At 49.3% G+C, this 20,264-nt stretch carries 8 protein-coding genes; 6 read left to right on the top strand and 2 right to left on the bottom strand.

Features of this window, described 5'->3' with window-relative positions; translation table 11 throughout:
* The 6 genes from L0156_28765 to L0156_28740 all read left to right on the top strand — a co-directional run.
* Nucleotides 1-1,287, top strand: a 1,287-nt coding sequence (locus tag L0156_28765) for a CHAT domain-containing protein (GenBank protein MCI0606997.1), incomplete at its 5' end; no start/stop codon positions are given.
* Between the two features lie 94 nt (nt 1,288-1,381).
* On the top strand, nt 1,382-4,030 hold the full coding sequence (locus L0156_28760) for a protein kinase (protein ID MCI0606996.1): 2,649 nt from the start codon (nt 1,382-1,384) through the stop codon (nt 4,028-4,030).
* A gap of 77 nt (nt 4,031-4,107) precedes the next feature.
* Entirely contained in the window at nt 4,108-5,373 is a 1,266-nt protein-coding gene (locus L0156_28755) for a carboxypeptidase-like regulatory domain-containing protein (GenBank protein MCI0606995.1), read from the top strand.
* Nucleotides 5,374-5,397: 24 nt separating this feature from the next.
* The gene (locus L0156_28750; protein ID MCI0606994.1) at nt 5,398-8,262 is read left to right on the top strand and encodes a S8 family serine peptidase; all 2,865 of its coding nucleotides are present in this window, start codon (nt 5,398-5,400) and stop codon (nt 8,260-8,262) included.
* 12 nt (nt 8,263-8,274) lie between these two features.
* Nucleotides 8,275-13,281 carry a S8 family serine peptidase gene (locus L0156_28745; GenBank protein MCI0606993.1) on the top strand — a complete coding sequence of 1,669 codons (5,007 nt, stop codon included), beginning with the start codon at nt 8,275-8,277 and terminating at the stop codon, nt 13,279-13,281.
* An 8-nt stretch (nt 13,282-13,289) separates the two neighbouring features.
* Complete coding sequence (locus L0156_28740; protein MCI0606992.1) at nt 13,290-18,506, top strand: S8 family serine peptidase; 5,217 nt, start codon at nt 13,290-13,292, stop codon at nt 18,504-18,506.
* Nucleotides 18,507-18,548: 42 nt separating this feature from the next.
* Here L0156_28740 and L0156_28735 read toward each other — a convergent pair whose 3' ends face one another.
* Nucleotides 18,549-19,877 (bottom strand): S8 family peptidase, encoded by a 1,329-nt coding sequence (locus L0156_28735; protein ID MCI0606991.1) that lies wholly within the window; start codon nt 19,875-19,877, stop codon nt 18,549-18,551.
* Nucleotides 19,878-19,906: 29 nt separating this feature from the next.
* Nucleotides 19,907-20,257 (bottom strand): hypothetical protein, encoded by a 351-nt coding sequence (locus L0156_28730; protein MCI0606990.1) that lies wholly within the window; start codon nt 20,255-20,257, stop codon nt 19,907-19,909.
* Nucleotides 20,258-20,264: the final 7 nt, after the last annotated feature.

Here is a 20,264-nt window from a genome sequence, read left to right as displayed (position 1 = left end):
GAACAGCGAGCAGGCCGGGCCGATCCGAAGCGGATTGCCGCTCTTTTACCGTCAAAGAGTGCTTATCTGGATTACGGACGAATCCAGTTCTATGACTTCCGCAACCAAAGACCCATCAGCACGCATTATGTAGTGTTCGTATTACAAAACGATCCCGGCTATCAGGTCCGACTCATCGATCTGGGGCGGGCTGAATCCATCGACTCGTTGATACAGGATTACCGGACAGAAATAAAACTGATTGTAGAAAAGGGTCAACCGGGGCGCCAGGAAACGAGGAAGATGCGCAAGTATGGAAAGGAGCTGTATCGTCTGCTGATTCAACCTTTGGAAGCCCAGCTAAGAAATAAAAAACATTTGCTGATCAGTCCTGATGGTTTGCTCCACATGCTTCCGCTCGAAGTTTTGATAGCTCCTGATGAGAAACCTTTGCTTGAAAAATATGAACTCACTTATCTTGCTTCTGGCAGGGACATTGTACGCTGGGAAGATCCTTCTGCTGAAGGAAGAGAGGCCATCGTGATGGCGGATCCGGACTATGATTTGGAGCCCGGTGAGCGGGCTACTGTTGTTGCCAGATTGGGAATCAGGGAAGAGCAACTCCGCGGTGGCGTGACGAAGCAGCTGAAGGATTGGAATTTTCCACGGCTACCCGCGAGTCGCGACGAAGGGAAAGAGGTCGCGCAATTCCTGCGGAATGCCAGAATACCTGTTCAGATCTATCTTGGTGATGAAGCGCTTGAAGAAGTGTTGCTGTCTTTGGAATCTCCCCGCGTTTTGCATCTCGCCACACACGGATACTTCCTGCAGGATGAGCTCCATAGAGACGGAGGACCCAGCGAAATAGTAAACACCGGGATTCCAGAAGCATCCTGGGAGGATCCATCGCTTCGTTCCGGAATTGTACTGGCAGGAGCCAATCGTTCCTTAAAAGAAAATCGGGACGAAGGTTTGGTGAGTGCAACAAAAATCGAAGGTCTACGCTTGCGCGGCACGGAACTTGTCGTACTTTCTGCCTGTGACACCGGAATAGGAAGCATTCACAATGGTGAAGGAGTGTTTGGGCTGAAACGTTCTTTTGTGTTGTCGGGCGTTCAAACACTGATACTGAGTCTATGGAAAGTACCGGATCAGTCCGCTCGCGAATTGATGAAAGAATTTTATACTCTGTGGAGTTCAGGACTCAACAAGAGTGAGGCCCTTCGCAAAGCACGACTCGAAATCCGAAAGAAATACGACAATCCATTTTACTGGGCTGCTTTTCAAATCGTAGGAAACCCAAATTAGCTGCGTGTAAGAAACATCTTTTTCTCCCCATTCTTACATGGCGGGCGAGTCGCCCGCACCACAACTTTTACGTAGATGTCCGTCTTACTTTCAGATGGCATCACTCTCAACCGGTACCCGCCTGGGGCCGTATGAAATTCTTGCTCTGATCGGAGCAGGAGGGATGGGAGAAGTTTATCGGGCGAAAGATGCCCGGTTGGATCGCACCGTTGCCATAAAAGTTTTACCGTCGCATCTTTCGGACAAGCAGGAGTTGCGGCTTCGGATGGAACGCGAAGCCCGGACCATTTCCTGTTTATCCCATCCGAATATCTGCATCCTTTATGACACCGGCCATGAAGGTGACATCGACTTTTTAGTTATGGAGTATCTGGAAGGCGAAACACTTGCAGATCGCCTGGCAAAAGGGGCTCTTCCTCTTGACCGGTTGCTTGATCTCGCGATCCAAATCGCGGGCGCCTTAGATGCTGCTCACAAAAAAGGGATCATTCATCGCGACCTGAAACCCGGCAACATTATGCTTACGAAATCAGGCGCAAAGCTGCTCGATTTCGGGCTCGCAAAATTTCAGATGGTAGAAACTCCGACATTGGTTTCGGACTCCGCGGCAATTACTGCTGCCCACAATCTTACTGTTCAGGGCACGATTTTGGGAACAATCGGTTACATGGCTCCTGAACAGTTGCAGGGGAACGAGGCCGATGCCCGGAGTGATATCTTTTCCTTTGGCGCCATCCTTTACGAAATGGCAACACGACAAAAAGCATTTCGCGCTTCCAATCATGCAAGTTTGATAGCGGCAATCCTGTCTTCCGAGCCCGATTCGATTGTTTCGATTCAACCTCATCTGCCTGTTTCGCTGGATCGGGTGATCAAAACCTGTCTGGCGAAAGATCCCGAAAATCGATGGCAGACTGTTCGCGATCTGACGCTTCAATTGAAGTGGATTGCGGAGGGATCTACTGTCACCGCAGTGATGCCGCTCACTAAAGTTCGAAAACGTTGGCCGCGGATTGCGGCAGGTCTCGCCCTGCTATTTCTTCTTGGGACAGCTGCTGTTTTCCTTTCAAGATTTGTCAACGTTCCTGTTCAACAATCTGTTGTGCGCTTTGTTGTTCTGCCTCCTGAAAAAACAACTTTTCATCCGGGACTTGCGGTGTCGCCGGATGGGAATCACCTGGCGTTTATCGCAAGCCACAAAGGAAAGAATGTATTGTGGATTCGATCCATGGATTCTATTGAAGCAAAAAGCGTATCAGGCACGGAGGGCGCGGAGTATCCTTTCTGGTCACCTGATGGCCGGTTCCTTGGTTTTTTTGCTCAAGGAAAACTCAAGAAAGTTGAAGTTTCCAGCGGCTCAGTGCTCACTTTGTCCGATGTCCGTGAGCCGCGCGGGGCGACGTGGAATCAGAAGGATGAAATTCTTTTCTCGCCCAATGTGCTGTCTCCGTTGTATCGCATCCCTGCGACCGGTGGCGCGGCGAGCCGCGCAACAGAATTGCAGGAAGATGAAGCAAGCCATCGCTTCCCACAATTCTTACCCGATGGCGAACATTTCCTTTACTTGAGTCAGGGATTAGAGCCGCAACAAGAAGCGGTCTGGATTGGTTCTCTGGATTCGGGAAAGAGCAGGAAGCTTTTCGCGAACGCGCGCAGCGTTCAATATGTGCGCCCCGGTTATCTCCTTTATTTGGTGGAAGGGAAACTGATGTCTCAACTTTTTGATATGGAAAAATTTCAATTGGAAGGAGACCCGCAGCTTGTTGCTGAGAATGTGCAAATTCAAAAAGGGAGCAGCGGTTACGGTGTGTTTTCCGTTTCCCGTGATGGAGTTCTCGCATACCAGCAGGCGGCAGGAGCAATTACTCAGCTCGCCTGGGTTGATCGAAACGGAACACGTCTTGCAGTTGTAGGACCACCAGGAGATTATGATGAGCCGACGCTTGCACCGGGAGGATCGCGTATAGCAGTCAAGCGAAGAAATCCAGAATCGGATGCTGAAGACATCTGGTTAATTGAGCTGAACGGAAACCGGCTCTCGCGATTTACTTTTCATTCAGATGCAGGCACTCCAGTATGGCATCCGGATGGTTCCCGTATCGCATATTCCTCATCGCGCGATGGGCATCTCGATCTTTACGTCAAGCCCTCCACAGGAATCAGCACAGAAACCGTGTTATTTTCATCGCCCCAAAATAAATGGCCCGGTAGTTTCTCGCCTGATGGCAAGTTCCTTGTTTTTCAAGCCGATGATCCAAAGACAAAGCTGGATTTGTGGATGGTACTCGACTCGAAGAATGCCAAACCCGAACCACTTTTAAACACGCGGTTTAATGAATGTCAGAATCAGATCTCACCCGATGGAAAATGGATTGCTTATACATCGGATGAAACCGGCCTGCCGGAAGTCTACGTTCAGGATTTTCCATCGCTCAGCGGCAAGTGGCAGATTTCGATTCAAGGGGGTTCACAGCCGGCCTGGCGCAATGACTCTGCAGAACTTTACTATATCGACTCAGCCCAAAGACTGATGATGGTCACGTTAAAGAAGGAAGGGAGTTTTGAGCCTGACAATCCAAAACCTCTTTTCGAAACAACGGTGAGAAGCGCTGATTTAGGTTGGAACAAACAGTACGTACCATCGCCCGATGGCACCCGTTTTCTTATCAATGCCCCCGTCCAGGATTCCAATGCATCTTTGATTGCTGTTCTCCTGAACTGGACCTCCGCGTTGCAAAAGTAAGTTTACCCAAACAGAATCTCCTAACTTTTTCTGATCTGTCCGTCTCCATCTGTAGTTAAGGAAGGAGGTACACAAGAATGTCAAAGATTTATGGGCTAACTTTTCGGCTTGCCATACTGTTTGCCGGTCTGTTTTTAGCTTCTTCGGCCTGGGCAGTAGTCGGGTCGATTTACTTTCAGGATGAATCAGGGGATCCCATTGGAGAAGCTGAGCTCACCATCATTTCGCAGGACGGTACTTCGTCCGAGTTGAAGACTGACAAGAATGGCTACGCAAATGTGGAAGAAGGAACTTACACAATAAGAATCCGTCACAAATCTCGCGAGATGATAAAGAAAGGCGTTACAGTCAGACCAAATGAAACAAGTAACGTTACGTTTACGGCGGAAAAACCTTTTTCGTACTCCAGACGTCCGCTGAAACCGGGAACCAATGTAAGTTTCCAGCCTCAAGTTGAATCATTGGATGACGTGACGCGCACCGCGTCTTCGTCAAGGACTACACTCACAGTCAGGGATACATCCGGAAACGTCGTGTTTTCAGACGCCACAGATGAGAAAGCGAGCCAGGCGCTTCTCGACAAAACAAACGACGGACTTGTACAGTCACTTGACATCAACTCCTATGGCGCAGGAGTGAATATCGGACTCGGTAGCTTTGGCGGCGGTTCCGCGTTAAGCAGCAACAAGCTCAGCGGTTTCGCATCGCGGAATTCATTTGCAAGCAGCGCTGAAGATTCCTCCGGCGGTGGATCAGGGCGAAGACTGTTCTATCCCTACGTTTCTTTCATGGTTTCACCGGCTGATGTGGATCTCGAATTTGTCAATCCGACTAATCCGGCAGGGGTGCAACAACGGTTTAGCGGAGATGGAACAATTCTGGGCGTCGGCGTCGGCGTTCTCTTCTTTTTCTGTGATGACTGCAACTGGTTTGGAACGGGGGAGTACCGGTATGACACGATTGTCGATATGGATATGAATGTCAGTCCGGCGTTTAGAGCGAATAACGCTGTCGTAACAAAACAGGACTTCGTTTTCGATTACGAATCACATCTTGTGGAAGGGATTGTTGGCTACAACTTTGAGCATTTTGCTCCCTTTGGAGGCGTCCGCGGTACTTTTCGAACAATTGGCCTGGACGCAAATCTTGAGGCGGATGGTTCGGCCGCCTTTCCGGGATTCAGCGTAATTGGAACGCTTTCCTTTGCGGAAGTACTTGAAGAAAACACGATTGAAGGCGTTGCCGGAATCGATTTCCGCGCAGGCCATTTCATCGCGGGGGTTGAGGCGAGCTTTGATGGAAACAACTATCGCGTCAGAGCACGCACCGGATTTGGATTCTAATAAGAGAATTTTCAGAGTAGCGCCATGCTTGGAAAACTGAGATTAGTCTTCTGGTTCGCGTTTCTAGTTGCATGCCTGGCTCCTTCCGGAGAACAATTCGCAGACGGCTCAGGGGGCTCCGGCCCTCTGAGTCCTTGTCCGGAATGTGAGGATATTGCCAAGCGATTGGCTGAAGCCGAAAAGAAACAAAACGACCTTATGGATGAAAAAGAACGAAGTATGGACAGATGGAATGACTTGCTCAAGAGGTCGGTCAAATTAGGTATTGAAATTGGGGATACAAAGGCTCTGCTTGAGAAGGAAACGGATCCAGTCAAAAAGGATTCACTTCAAAAAAAACTCGACAAACTGGAAACCGAGGACGCTGACGTCGGTAAAGAAATGGAGGCGCTTAACTGGAAGATTCCCGGGTTAACAGAAGAAATCTACGCAAAGTCGAAGGAAATCGATAATCTCAAAAAGGAGCTGGAAGATTGTGAGAAAAAATGCAAAGGACAAAAGCCGGAAAAAGTAACGGATCAGGAGGAACAGTTTTTCACTGTCACCCTCAGCGTGGGTCCGTGTGCTCCTGGAAGCCGGGAGCTCCGAATCAGCGTGCCACCCGGAGGAACACCGGTAATCACTGATGGCAGGCCGAACTTGTTTTCCACTTCCGGCGGCATTAACAATCCTGTTGATATCCCGAATGGCCCGGTAAATACACCGCCATTTACAGGTGATTTTCGTGATCCGACTACCACAAGCGAACCGTTGGGCAATTACTTAGACATAACGACCAAAGATGCTCAAACGTTTTTTACTCCGAATCACAATGTCTTCGGTGGATTCACTTTTAACAATCCACATTGGGGACCCACCGAGGAATTCCGGATTCGACCGGGAACTAACAAAGCTGAATCGAGCAGCTTAACTGCATTAATTATCGGTGACGATAAGAAAAAAGAGGAGACGCCTCAAGATCCGGCGCCCGAACCGCCAGACGAAAAGAAGGATCAGCCTGTACTCACCGGTGAAGAGGGCTTCAAAGTAACAATCGAAGTTATCGTGCGCGGACAAAACGTTGATGAAGCTGTAAAAGATGCACTCCTCCAGATTCAGGAGTTGATCCCTGATTTGCCGAATGTTGCCGGAAGCACAAAAGACTCGCAGACCGGTCATCAGGATAACCCGAATCACCTCAAAACCGGATCGGACGGATTCATAGAATTCACTAATCAACAAGTTCATGTGCAATCAAAAATTGCTCAGGCGAATCGCAGCTTAACTAGAGACGTGGGAATTCAAGACTCGTTCAAAGTCGACGCAACGCCAACGGACAGCACCATTGTTGCCTTCGATGCAGTACCGAATGAATTTCTCACGAAAGTCGGGTACCAGTTGCCAAAACTAGGATCGCAAGTTTCAATTCGGCAGATCTTTACCGACGGACAACATATTTTCACGAATTTTGAATACCCGAACACTCTCACATCACAATTACAGGACTCTTTCAGCCGGCTAAGCAATGTTTCCTACATCGAAGTGAATCCGTGCCGCGGACCGGAGGATGTGCCAAACGATCCCTATTTCCACTCGAAAGCATCGTGGAAGCAAAACTTTGATGATCAATGGGCTATCAAACGCGTGGGTTATACAAGTGAACAAGATTCACCGTGGAATATCAAGCTCAAAAAGAATCCTGTTGTGGTAGCCGTTGTTGATAGTGGACTGGACTGGAATCACCAGGATATTTCCTGGGACAACATATGGTCGAACTCGAAAGAGATTCCGGAGAACGGAAGAGACGATGATAAGAACGGCTACGTGGACGATTTCATTGGCTGGGATTTTTATCAGAGAACGACTACGCCATGGGATCACAATGGCCATGGCACGTTTGTTACCGGAATCATTGCAGCAACACCAGGCAATAAAGAAGGAATTGCCGGTATCAATCCAAACGCGAAGATCATGGTCTTGAAGGCTCTCAACGGTCTTGGCCATTCGCGAGCTTCGTACATTGCGGAAGCGATCATTTATGCAGCCAACAATGGCGCGCGTGTAATCAACTTAAGCGTGGGAGGCTACGAGCTTACCAAAACAGAACAACTGGCCGTGGATTTCGCGCGGTCCAAAGGATCAGTTATTGTTGTTGCTGCCGGAAATAAAGCCGTCGATATCAGCAAGTACAGTCCCGCAGGTTTAAGAGACGTGCTTACAGTCGCGGCTAGCGACGTTCAGGATCAGAGGGCCGTTTATTCCAATTTTGGTGAGATCGATCTTGCAGCGCCCGGAAATGATGTTTTGAGTCTTCGTGCCAGACGAACCGATCTTTTACTCGATATCCCCGGAGTGCAATACACTGCGGGAACCTCTTATGTTGGTGTAGATAAGAGGTATTACCGCGCCAGTGGATCTTCTTTCTCCGCGCCGATTGTATCCGGTACAGCCGCTTTACTTTTTTCGATTTATCCGGAGTTAACAAATGAAGAAGTAGAACGGATGCTAGTTCAATCTGCCAGAGACGCCGATGTGCCTGGAAAAGACAAACACACCGGTTACGGGATATTGGATGCGAGGGCCGCATTAAAAGCTGATCGCAAATTCTTCTTGAATGCTGAGATTAACAATGTCCAGGTCGTTTCCAAAGAAGGCAAACAGCTGGTTCAGGTCAGCGGCACGGCCTACGCCGATCAGTTCAAGAATGCGCATCTGGAAATCGGAATGACAAAAAAACCCACTTCATGGAAAAAGGTCTCTGCAGATCTAAAACAATCCGTGCGAAATAAAGTTCTCGGTTTCATACCGCCAACCGAACTTGCAGGATCAGCAGAATGGACAGTCCGCCTGGTATTGGAACACCAAAATGGAAAGACTCGCGAAGGGTGGTTTTATCTGAAACTGAATTAGGGTGGACGGAAGATGTACCGATTCTTTTCAAATCTCTTAAGAATCTATCTTTCCATCTTCTTAATCATTCCTACTACATTGTTAGAGGCTGGAGAAGTCACGCCGATCTGCGACAAATGCGATTCCATAACAATAGAGGTTGACCGGAGCGACAGCGCATTCACGGGAGGTTTGATCACGGTGCCGGTTGCTCCGAGCGGCGCGCAAAATCGAAACGGACCCGCGGTTGTCACGATCACCGTCAAAGTCAAGGCGACAGAACAGGTCCTTGAGGCGGGAACAAAAGTTAATCATCCTGTTTCAGATGCGAATCTCCTCATTCCTAGCTTTCAATCGTCACCTCTCCCATGGGAAGGTGTCAAGGATGAAGAAACTGCCCATGATGAGGACTCGATTCAGCTGGTAACCGATCTGGATGGCAATGCCACATTCATCTTGCCGATCGTTACACAACAAGTTTTATTCAAAACAGATCAGTCCACTGCAGCTCCGATAATCCTGCTCAGTAAAGAAGTGCTGCACGCGCGCAGCGTGGTTGAGAAAGCATCAAAAGAAAACTACAACGAGCCGGTGTACCGCCTGGTTGACGATGCCTTCAAAGAAGGCGACATCGAAGTTCTTTATGCGGTGGTTGATTCCATTGCCGCGCAACCTGAAACAAAGAATAAGAAGCTGAAAGAAGATGTTCTGAACTATGTGCTGGATAAAATTGCCATCCTGGAAGATCCCGAAGGTTACGTGGTACGAGCTTCCTATGAACAGCAAGCAAAAAACTTTCCTTCACGATACGGAAATCAATTTCTAATGGGGTCAACCCGGCAGGCTCCTTTGATGCTGCGCGACTTCCGAATCGCAGAGCTGATGCATCAAAAGGCTTTGCTGAATCTTCTGAAGGAGAAAGAGAAAGATGCTCCCGCTGACAGTGTCTTTACGCCTGCACAAGATGACTTGGAAAGCGCGCTGAAACGTCTGGATGAAATTGGAAGCGAAATCGCAGAGTTGAACCGGACGATGCCTTATGCCATCAACGTGTTCGCCTACTCCGAACGTCAGAAGAAACTGGCCCGCATCGCTGAGCTGGAGGCGGAAAGGGACCGAATACTAACCATTCCAGGCATCCCGGTCAACGATTTGTGGCGCCAGGCTCGCGACAGGAAAATCGACGGTCTTATTGAGCAATCCAAAATCGTAGCGCAAAACAACAAGACTCTTGAGAGCGCTCTTGAAGTTCTTGACGATGCTTATGACGACCTATTCGTCATCCCATCTGAAGGGATGGAAATAGACATGGACTATCGAACTCAGAAATACAGAGATGCTGAGCAGGTAGTGAACCTGGCGCGAGATGAATACCTGAAATCTCTCAATACGGATGCCCTTTTGAGTACGGAAGTAGATGGTGTTCCGCTTTGGCGCATCATCACTGAAATCGAACAAAGCGACAAGAGTGATCAGGAAAAACATCGTTTGATAGATGAGGCTCTTGGCGACGCCATTGACCGTCTCGATGAAAACATCAATGAGCAGATTGCCCATCTCACTCAACTTCGGACTTTTGATGAATTGACGGACGAGTTTCGGCTGCGAGTTTACGATTCTCTTTTTGACCGGGCTGCCGCTCATTACTCGCAGTACTACGGACCGATGGCTGGCGCCATCTTTGGAGCGATGCGGTCCACATTTCAGGCACAGGAAGCTGACGATGAGTACTGGAAGCTGATTCTCCGCGGCGGTGAAGCCGTGGCGATGGCGGTCACCATTCCATTTCCAGTGGTTGGATTGGGCGTGGCGCTGGTGTCCGTTACTCTGGAAGGAGGCCGCACTTATTACGTTTGGACAGACCTTGCTTCCGCAAGAGATGCTGTTGAAGCAGGAGGACTGGATCAACGAAGCCTCTACACTTACGAACAGGACTTCAGCACTCAGAGATTTGCTTTCGGGTTTAGTGTTGCGCTTTTGCCTCTGGACGTCTTTGGCGCTGCCATTGCGCTCAAGCAAGCAAAGCTTGCGAGAGCGGAAAGAGCCGCTGCGCAAACAGCAAAGGAAGGGTCTGTACTAACCGAGCCCGTTACTGAAATTGCCGGTCCAGCTGCAAAACCACGGGTAGAGGACGATGTTGTTACCGCCAAACCTCCTGAAAAAACCGAAGTAGCAGCGCGCAATCCTGAAGACAATATCGGGACCGCACCACCTCCAGACAAAACTTCAGTGGTAACCAAGCGCGCAGAAGATGATATAGGGACTTCCCCACCTCCTGAAAAAACCGAAGTCGCACCGAAACGCTCAGAAGATGATGTAGTGACTGCAAAACCTGAAAAAACCGAAGTGACGGTGCGGAATCCGCAAGCTCCGGTCACTGCGGCGCGATCGGATCTTATTCCAACAAAAGATCTCAATGATCTTTGGGACGCGGGTAAAAAGTACAGAGACGCAAAGAAAGCAAAAGATGCTGCTGCCGCGGAAGAGGCATTGCAAGAAATTCAAGAAATTGCCCGGCGGTACAAGGGGAAAAAAGTCGTTGTACCAACCGGAGAAGGAAAGCACATAGAGGTAATCATTGATGATTACGTGGGAAGCGGAGAACTTGGGCTCGTTTTTGGTGTACGACGCCCCGATGGCACTCTAATTGACGACATGGTCATCAAAATCTTCCATAATCCAAAAGCGGAGAACGCGGGCGAGTTAGCGGCCATAGGACAAAAAGAGGGAGCTGAGCTTCTTGGAGCGATACCGGGCCAGCCGATTTATTATCCAGGCGTCCGTGCCGCAGACCTGGAAGGGATGCCGCCGGTTCTTCTGCTTCAAAAATACGCGGAAGGATGGCGTCCCGCATCAGGGAAATTAACGAAAGAGCAAATGCATCAACTAATGGCAACGGATGAGTTTCTAACGAGTTTAAACATCATTTCGGAGGATGGACACCTGGGAAACAGGTTATTCAAAGAAGGAGAAAAGTATGCAGGGTATGGTGAAAGCGACCGTCTAGCAAAAGTGGATGTTGATACTGGAGTTGTCGAAGGACGCCGCTTAGAGATGGCAATGAACCCGCACGAAAATCATATCCCAAGCCTGGAAGCAATACCCACCACGATCGGAAGATACGAGCATCTTCGAGATGCGCGCAACTTCAAAAGGGCAATGTGGGAAAGATGGGGCTTCATTAAATATGTGGAGATTGGAAAAGACGCCAACGGGCGTCCGATTTTCAAACTGATCGATGAAGGCAAAGTCGACCTGGATATTGTAAAACAGTACGATCCCGATCTGGTTACGGATGTTTACAAGCGTGTTGGTACGGATCCAAGCGGAAAACCGATCTACGCTCCCGACCCGGCGTTTGCGCCAAAGTTGGCGACGACACCCCCGGCGCCATCGCCTGTTCCTGCTGTTTCCGGAACATCGAAGGTTCCAGCCAAGGTCGATGTTCCCGTCAATCTCGATCTTTCACCGGTGAAGGGTCTGATTGTGATTATCAGGAAAGCGCCGGGAATTACAGATGAAGACAAATCGGCTCTTGATCAACTCACTCCATATTTAGATCACTCCTTTGAGCTACCCGATCACAATTTTCAGGCACTCCGATTTTCACCCGAATTAGAAGACGCTATCCGGAAAATTATTGAAAAGATTCCGAACGTCGAACGTGTAGAAATCAATTTCGTTCGCAGTGAGGCTTCACCGAACGATCCGTATTTCTTCAGTCGTTCGAGCTGGAAACAAAGCTACGATGACCAGTGGGCCATCAAGAGAGCCGGCTTCACAGCGGGAGAAGACTCCGTCTGGAATCTTGTAAAGAACGGCAGTCCCGTAACAATTGCGGTAATCGATACGGGACTGGACTGGAACCACAAGGACATTTCCTGGAGCAATCTCTGGAACAATCATGATGAAGCTCCGGGAAACAACAGAGATGATGACCGAAACGGCTACGTGGACGATAGGATCGGTTGGAACTTCGTTGAAAAAAACAACAGACCATGGGATCACGGCGGACACGGAACGTTCGTGACAGGAGTGATCGCGGCCGCGCACAACAATGGTATCGGCATTGCCGGCGTGAGTCCCAATGCACAAATCATGGTGCTCAAAGCGCTCAATAGTTTTGGTCATACCCGCGCTTCTTATATTGCGGAAGCAATTATTTATGCTGCAAACAATGGCGCGCGTGTCATCAATCTGAGTTTAGGAGGCAATAACCTCACGCGAACCGAACAGATGGCGGTCGACTATGCCCATTCTAAAGGCGTCGTGATTGTGGTTGCCGCCGGAAATGAAGCGATTGACATAAGCAACTACAGCCCGGCGGGCCTCAACAACGTGATCGCGGTTGCTGCAAGTGACGTCAAGGATAGCAGAGCCGTCTATTCCAATTATGGTGACGGAATTGACATCTCCGCACCGGGCGATGATGTGCTAAGTCTGCGCGCGAGACGAACCGATTTGTTGAGAGATATCCGCGGCGTTCGATATGAGATTGGATCATCCTATGTCGGCAAAGATAAAAGATATTACCGTGCCAGCGGAACTTCTTTCGCTGCTCCGATCGTCGCAGGAGCTGCGTCCTTGCTGTTTTCGATGAATCCAAAGCTGAGTAATGAAGACGTGGAGCGAATGCTGCTGCATTCGGCAATAGATCTGGATGCTCCCGGGAAAGATCAGCACACAGGTTACGGTGTACTGAATATGAAAGCCGCGTTGAATGCCGATCCGAAATTTTTCCTGATCCCGGAAATCGATAGCGTAGCTGTAGTGAGAAAAGAGGGTCAGCCTTTTGTTCAAGTAACCGGTACTGCCGATGCGAATCAGTTTCAAAGGGGCCATATAGAAATAGGCGCCGGGAAAAAACCGGCGCAATGGAAAAAGATCAACGGGGAACTGAACCGCCCAGTGCGGGACGGTGTGCTAGGCACGATTCCCGCAGCGGAGTTAAGCGGATCAAGAGAATGGACGATTCGCCTGGTCGTTGAACACCAGAACGGAAATGCGCGCGAAGGCTGGTTCTTCCTGAACCTGCAGTGATCACTAATATGAAATTCACGGATCGTTGTATCATCGCATTCCTGATTTTTTCGCTTTTTGTGGGCATTTCACCTGCCGGTTCGGGGACTGAAACAGAAGCAGCAAAACCAGTAACTGTTGTTATCACAGTCAAGGTCAAAGCAACAGAAGAGGTTCTTCAGGCCGGCACGAAGGTCAACCACCCTGTCGCCAATGCAAATCTTCTGATTGCGAGTTATCCATCCCCGCTTTTGCCATGGCAGAGCATCAAGGACGAACAAACCGGGAGTGATGAGGATCCGAATCAATCTCTAACGGGTGCTGATGGCACTGCGACGTTTCGTGTGCCGGTCAGCGTGCAGCAAGATTCGAGCGAAATATCCGTTGAAGATGATCAGCAAGCCCGGAACCTGGTTGGTAAAGCTGCCAAAGAAAACTACAACGAGGCGGTCTACCGGTTCGTGGATCAAGCATTTAAGGAAGAAAAAATTGACCTTCTTCGTGTCGTAGTCGAAGCAATTGACGCGCAAACTACAACAACGAACAAGGCATTGAAAAACAATGTTCTAAGCTATGTGCTGGATAAAATCTCCATCCTCGAAGATCCCGTCGCGTACAAAGTTCGCCAGCATTATGCTGATGAGGCTAAACAGTCCGCAGAAGAACGATTCGAAGACCAGATCCTGGCTCCGTATGCGCGCCAGGCGGCGTTTATCGTTCGTGATTTTCGCGTAGCCGAGCTTGTCAAAGAAAAAGCCAATCTCAACCTGCTGAAAAAGGGAACAGGCAAAATCCCCACAGACAGCATTGTGGGCATGCCGTATGAAGACGCGATGCGCAGACTGGATGAAATCGGAGCCGAGCTGGCAGAGCTGCATCGAACGACATGGTTTTATGAAACCGAGAAGAAAAACCGCATTCGAAAACTAGAAGAAGAACGCGATCGCTTACTTCTGATACCGGGATTGCCCGAGAACGATGCCTTTAAAGAGCGCCGCCGAAAGAAAATAGATGAGCTTTTCGTTCTGGCTCAAATCGTTGAGCAAAAGAATCAAGTCCTGAATGAAAAACACAAAGTAGTAACCGATTACCAGAACTATGCGAACTCCTACATCGATAAGATCCCGGGAACCCTGATTGAGAAAAAGCGGATCTGGGATCAGATGGTAAAGAAGGCTAAGGAAGAAGAGAATCGAGCGCTGAATGAGTATCTGGCGGCCCTGAATTCAGACCCTCTTCTGAGTGCCGAAATTGAAGTAGAAGACCTCACATCTGGCCCGTTATGGCGCGTGCTCGCACAAATCAGGGACGGCAACTATACAGACGAGGAACGCGCTCGGCTGACCAGCGCCGCTCTGGATAAAGCAATCGAAAGACTGGATCAGAAGTTCAATGAGCAGATCGTTCATTTGACCGGACTTCGAACTTTCGAAGAATTAATGGAGGAGTTCAGGCTCCACGTATACCGCCGTCTACTTGCAAGAGTTGCGAAAGCTTACGCGCCGATTTTCGGAGAGCAGTTAATCACCTCCATGATGGGCGGGCTTGGTTCGAGCTTCGATGCGCAGGACGCTTCCGATGAGGAGTGGGAATTAATCTTGCACGGCGGAGAAGCTTTTGTACTGGCAGTAACTGCTCCCGTACCGCTGGTAAGCCTTGGACTCGGACTCATCTTTATTGCAGCCGAGGGTGGGTTGGCCTTAATGACGTTGGGGGACCTTTCCACCGCTCAGGCAGCGGCCGCGGTAGGCGGCTTGGATTTCAGAGGTTTAATCCACTATCAAGATCTTCTGGAAGCCCGCGTGGAAAGCATTGCCCTTTCCGTTGCCTTACTTCCGCTTGATTTTCTAGCCTGGCGCGCGGCTGTTGCGGAGACGAAGGCCTTAGCGGCACAAAAACAGTTAGCAAAGGATGCGGCTGCTGCAAAAGCAGCTGATACAGTTGCCGGAACTTCTGATTTCCACGCTGCAAAAACGGAAGTCGCCTCCGAACGTCCGGGTGGAATTCAGGATCCTAAAGCCCGAAGTCCTGGAGGCACAGAATTAGCGGATGAAGTTGCTACAGCTCCGCCACCAAAAAAAGGTGGCGGCACCGAAACCTTCCTCCCGGAAGTAGAAGGAGATATCGGGACCCCGATCGATGACCTGTGGAGCAAAGTTGGAGAATACAACGCCACGGTCAACAAGCAGTCAAAAACAAAAGACGACATGCTAAGAATTGTCGGCCTTAAAAAGCAAATACTCGAAATCGTTGAACAGTTGAAAGGAACTACCATTGTCATTCCGGGACTTAAGCCGGGGCAAGCGCCACAGCGCGTAATCCTGGGGGAGTGGCTCGGCGGCGGAACGTTTGGTCAAGTCTTCCGAGTTCTTAATCCGGACGGAACACCTATCGATGACATCGTAGTCAAGATTTTTTACACGCCCGGCGCTTATCGGGAAAGCGTCGCGGCAGTTGAAGGGCAGATTCAGGGAGCCAAGGTGCTCGACAGCATTAAGGACAATCCAATTTACTCACCTGCAATCCGCAGCGCAAATCCGGAAGGTGGCCCACCTATACTGGTCCTTCAGAAATGGCCAGACGGATGGTATCAAGTCAGTGGCCGTAAGTTAACTCCGGAGGAAATGGAAAAGCTCATTAAGTCGGATATGTTCCTGGGTAACAACGGCGTCAAATACGAAGATGGCCATTTAGGAAACAGAATATTTCATCCGGATGAAGATTTCGCAGGATTAGGAGAACAACACCGCATTTTCGGTTCAGGAGAAAAAGGTGGAGAGCTCGAAATCATTGTAGATGCCTGGGCTGATAACCCCAGTGGTTACCGTTTAAAGAATCTGGAGCGTTCGGCGCCCACATATGATGAAAGAGTGAAATTTCTGGAAGATGCACACAATTTTCGACGCACGATGTGGGAAAACAAAGGATTGATCGTATATCAAGAAGGCGTCGATGCTGCAGGAAAGCCGGTTTTCGGACTGGTAAACAAAGGCGAACTCGATCTGCATGTAGTAAAGAAACACGATCCGGATCTTGTTCGAGGCAAGGTTTACAGGGAGGCAACAGACGCGAACGGTAAGCCGATCCTGGAGTTGGATCCTGATTTCTCCGATGAAGCTTTGAAGGCAGCAGCGACGCCCAAGCCTGTTACAGCGCCTGCTACGGCCGCCCAGCCTCCTGCGGTTACCGGCACACCACAGACGAAGGATCCGACGAAAGTTCCAGCAGTTGGTGGCGCAATCTCAAAAGGTGCCGGCATCACTGTAGATACCGAAGATGAAGACACATTTAATCTGGCAAGACAAGTCTCACGTGCAACTCATCAGGTTGCGCTCGCAAAGAAGGCAATCGAAGAGGGTAACAAAGAAAAGTTTGATGAAGCCGCAGGGAACCTCGATACGATTGTTCAGAAAATGTTTGAAGGTGCACAGTACTACGCTGAAAAGGATCCCCAGCTTGCGAAAAAGTGGACCAGCAATGCAAATTGGGGATCAAAGACACAGGAACGCCTCACGGATGAATTTAACAAAAAACGCAATGAACAAACGGCTACTGGAGATTCAACCCCGGTCAGCCTGGAATATGACAGGAGTGATTACGCCTTAGGAGGCGGCAATGCAAATATTACGATTCCGGCCGATGCGCTCAATTCAGATCAAACAATCAATATGAACATCGATGTCACTCCGAGATCCGGTTTCATTTTTGGGATTCAAAAAAATGGCAATCCTGTTTCGATTCCTTATGAACTGAAACCCTTTCTCGATAATTCTTTTGAAGTTTCGAACTATCACATTCAAGCGGTCCGTTTTCCCGACGGCATGGAAGACGAGATCAGGAAGATTGTTGAAAGCATTCCTAACGTTGTCTATGTGGAGCTGAATTTCATAAGAACAAAAGCGACGCCCAACGATCCGTATTTGCGCAGCCGGGCCAGCTGGAAACAAGACTACGATGATCAGTGGGCCATCAAGCGAGTCGGTTTTACGGCCAGTCCGGATTCTGCGTGGACTCTTGTTGAACAAGGCAGTCCAGTGGTAGTCGCGGTGATCGATACTGGATTGGATTGGAACCACCTGGATATTTCCTGGGACAACATCTGGAACAACAAAAACGAAATTCCGAAAAACGGGATTGATGATGACAAAAACGGCTACGTGGACGATTTGATCGGATGGAATTTCATTAGCAAGAACAACAACCCCTGGGACTATGACGGACACGGAACCTTCGTAACCGGAGTCATTGCGGCCACGGAAAACAATGCAACAGGAATTGCCGGTGTCAATCCGCACGCAAGAATCATGGTGCTGAAAGCACTGAACGGTTTCGGCCATACACGTGCATCTTATATTTCCGAGGCAATCGTTTATGCTGCCAATAACGGGGCACGTGTGATCAATTTGTCTGCAGGAGGTGATCGACTCACACGAACGGAACAATGGGCGGTCGATTATGCGTATTCTAAAGGCGTTGTTGTGGTAGTGGCCGCGGGCAATGAAGCTCTGGATGTGAGCGATTACAGCCCTGCCGGCTTGAACAATGTTATCAGCGTGGCTGCAAGTGACTTTAGCAATAGTAGAGCCGTTTATTCAAATTATGGTAATGGGATCGATATCTCCGCGCCCGGAGATGACGTGTTGAGCCTGCGCGCCAGGAGAACAGATTTGCTGCGCGACATTCCTGGTGTCAAATACATAGCGGGATCTTCTTATGTAGGAAAGGATAAAAGATACTATCGCGCCAGCGGCACATCTTTTGCCGCTCCGATCGTGGCAGGAACCGCGTCCTTACTTTTTTCGATGAACCCAAAACTAACCAATGAAGAAGTGGAACGAATGCTCCTGCATTCGGCAACGGACGTTGATGTTCCTGGAAAAGATCAGCACACCGGTTATGGTGTCTTGAATGCCAGAGCCGCCCTGGAAGCCGATTCAAAATACTTCTTGATTACAGAAATTCAAGGAGCAGAAGTCGTCATGAAAGCGGGCCGGCCTTTTGTTCAAGTAAAAGGCACAGCCGTTGCGGATCAATTCAAGGACGCTTACATAGAAATCGGCCGCGGAAAGAAGCCGGATCAGTGGAAGAGGATCGATGTGGAATTGACGCAACCGGTGCGCGAAGGCGCGCTCGGTGAAATTCCGGCGTCAGAATTAGCCGGATCAAAAGATTGGACTATTCGTCTTGTTGGTAAACACGAGAATGGAAGAACGCAAGAGGGCTGGTTCTTTTTGACTCTGCAATGAGCATCATCGAAGCAAGCACGGACTTCTTCTTTCATTCATTTGCTAGATAGCAGAAGCGAGTTCTCTAGCGATTTCCAGGTTGTACTTTACCAGTCCCAAACCATGACTGGAGTTCTTAAAACCGCGGAACCCCGTAAAGGCTGCTTCTTTTAAGCATTTCATGAGGAATTTTCTGGTTGAAAACTTGTGGTTCTTAGACTGCTTGCCAACGCCTCGAATGCCGCAGCCTGAGCCCTGGATAGTGCTACAAAGATACCGTGCAGCTACAGCGGTGACCAGTGGAGCAGCGAACGAAGTTCCGTAGAGTCTTTCCTGATACCATGTCGTTGAGCCAGGACCCTGTGCGGTTGCCGGGTGAGTTGCGAAGCATTCACCCGGCGAATCTTTTCCGCCCGGTGCTAAGAAGAATCGATCAGACGGCACGCTTTCGTATTCCGAATAAGTGGCTAGTTTGATCTTTTTCTCGGAATCAAAGTCCTCGCATGCCCCTACAGCGACGATTTTCTCTAACGACGCCGGCATCATGAGAGGTGCGCCCGGCCGTACATTTCCGGCGGCTGCGATCAGTAAAGGCTCAGAGTAACCGTGCAAGCGATAAACTTCATCGATTTGTCCAAACAAGAGTGCAATTTGATCAAACGTGACTGGAGCATTGACTACCACGTGACAATACGGGCAAATGCCAGCTTCTAATGTAACGCCTAGACTTAAATTAAAAATATCTGGCATCTGGTATGCCATGGATACATAAAGTCCAGCAACGAGTCCCATCAAATTGCCGTGATCCTCTGCGACCTTTATGGGCAAGATTGTCACACCGGGTGCGCCTGTTCGTAACAAACGAGCAACCATAGTTCCGTGACCGACAGGATCGTAAGGTTTCAATCCGCTCTTACGATCTCTCGGCCTATCGGTGTCGAATTGCGGTACAGCATTTGAAACTGAGGAATCAATACCCGTATCCAGAATAGCGACCGTTACGCCTTTACCGCACTCCGGCTTTCCTTCTTGCAGACGCACGGCCTGAATAGCATCGGTGATGAATTGTTCATTGTAGTGTAGTCCCTTCGCCAGTGGCCGTGTGTAGTAGTTTGGTAGGGCTACTTTAATTCCTGTTAGACCGCGCATTCGCTTTGCTGATGATTGCTCGTCGCCTGGAGGCACCCGCACCAGGACGGGATAGTTGTTGAATTCCCGAGCCCCTTGTTCGAGATGTTTCTGATCGAGCTCGTAGTGTTTCAAGACGTCCTCGACAGAATAAAGGATGTCTGGTTTACCCGCTCCTCCGTTTTCGAAAACTGAGAATAAGTACTCCCTGCCGCCGGTATTCGGCAACAAAAGTACTTGTCCTGGTTCAAAGCAGCAATTCATAGTTGTACTTTCTGAAAGTCTTTAGATTCTTAGCGATTCCCTTCAGGTTTGTTCTTTTGCCATTCCATGGAAACTCTGAAATTGGCGCCAATTGTACCTTTAGTTATGAATGGAATGCCTGCCTCTGCCTGGGCATCTATTCCAAACTCGAGTGATACCGTATCAGGTTCTGGTCCAATCTCCTTTAGCTTCGCAAACAACCATTTATGAATGTCAGCCACAACCGCGCTGGCGGCTTGCAACTGCTCTGGTCCGATTTTTCTTATAGTGCCTTTGACAGACTGTGGGGTGACAACCCCGCCGGGCGGCAAAGGAGTGACTTGAACAAAAACACCTGTACTTTCGGACGGTTCAGCTTTAGAGCTCTTTGCTTTACGCATTGAATTT

It is taken from the genome of bacterium, assembly GCA_022616075.1.
Lineage (GTDB): Bacteria > Acidobacteriota > HRBIN11 > JAKEFK01 > JAKEFK01 > JAKEFK01.
Note: the sequence above shows the minus strand (reverse complement) of the source record. Positions and strands in the feature narration are given on the sequence as shown.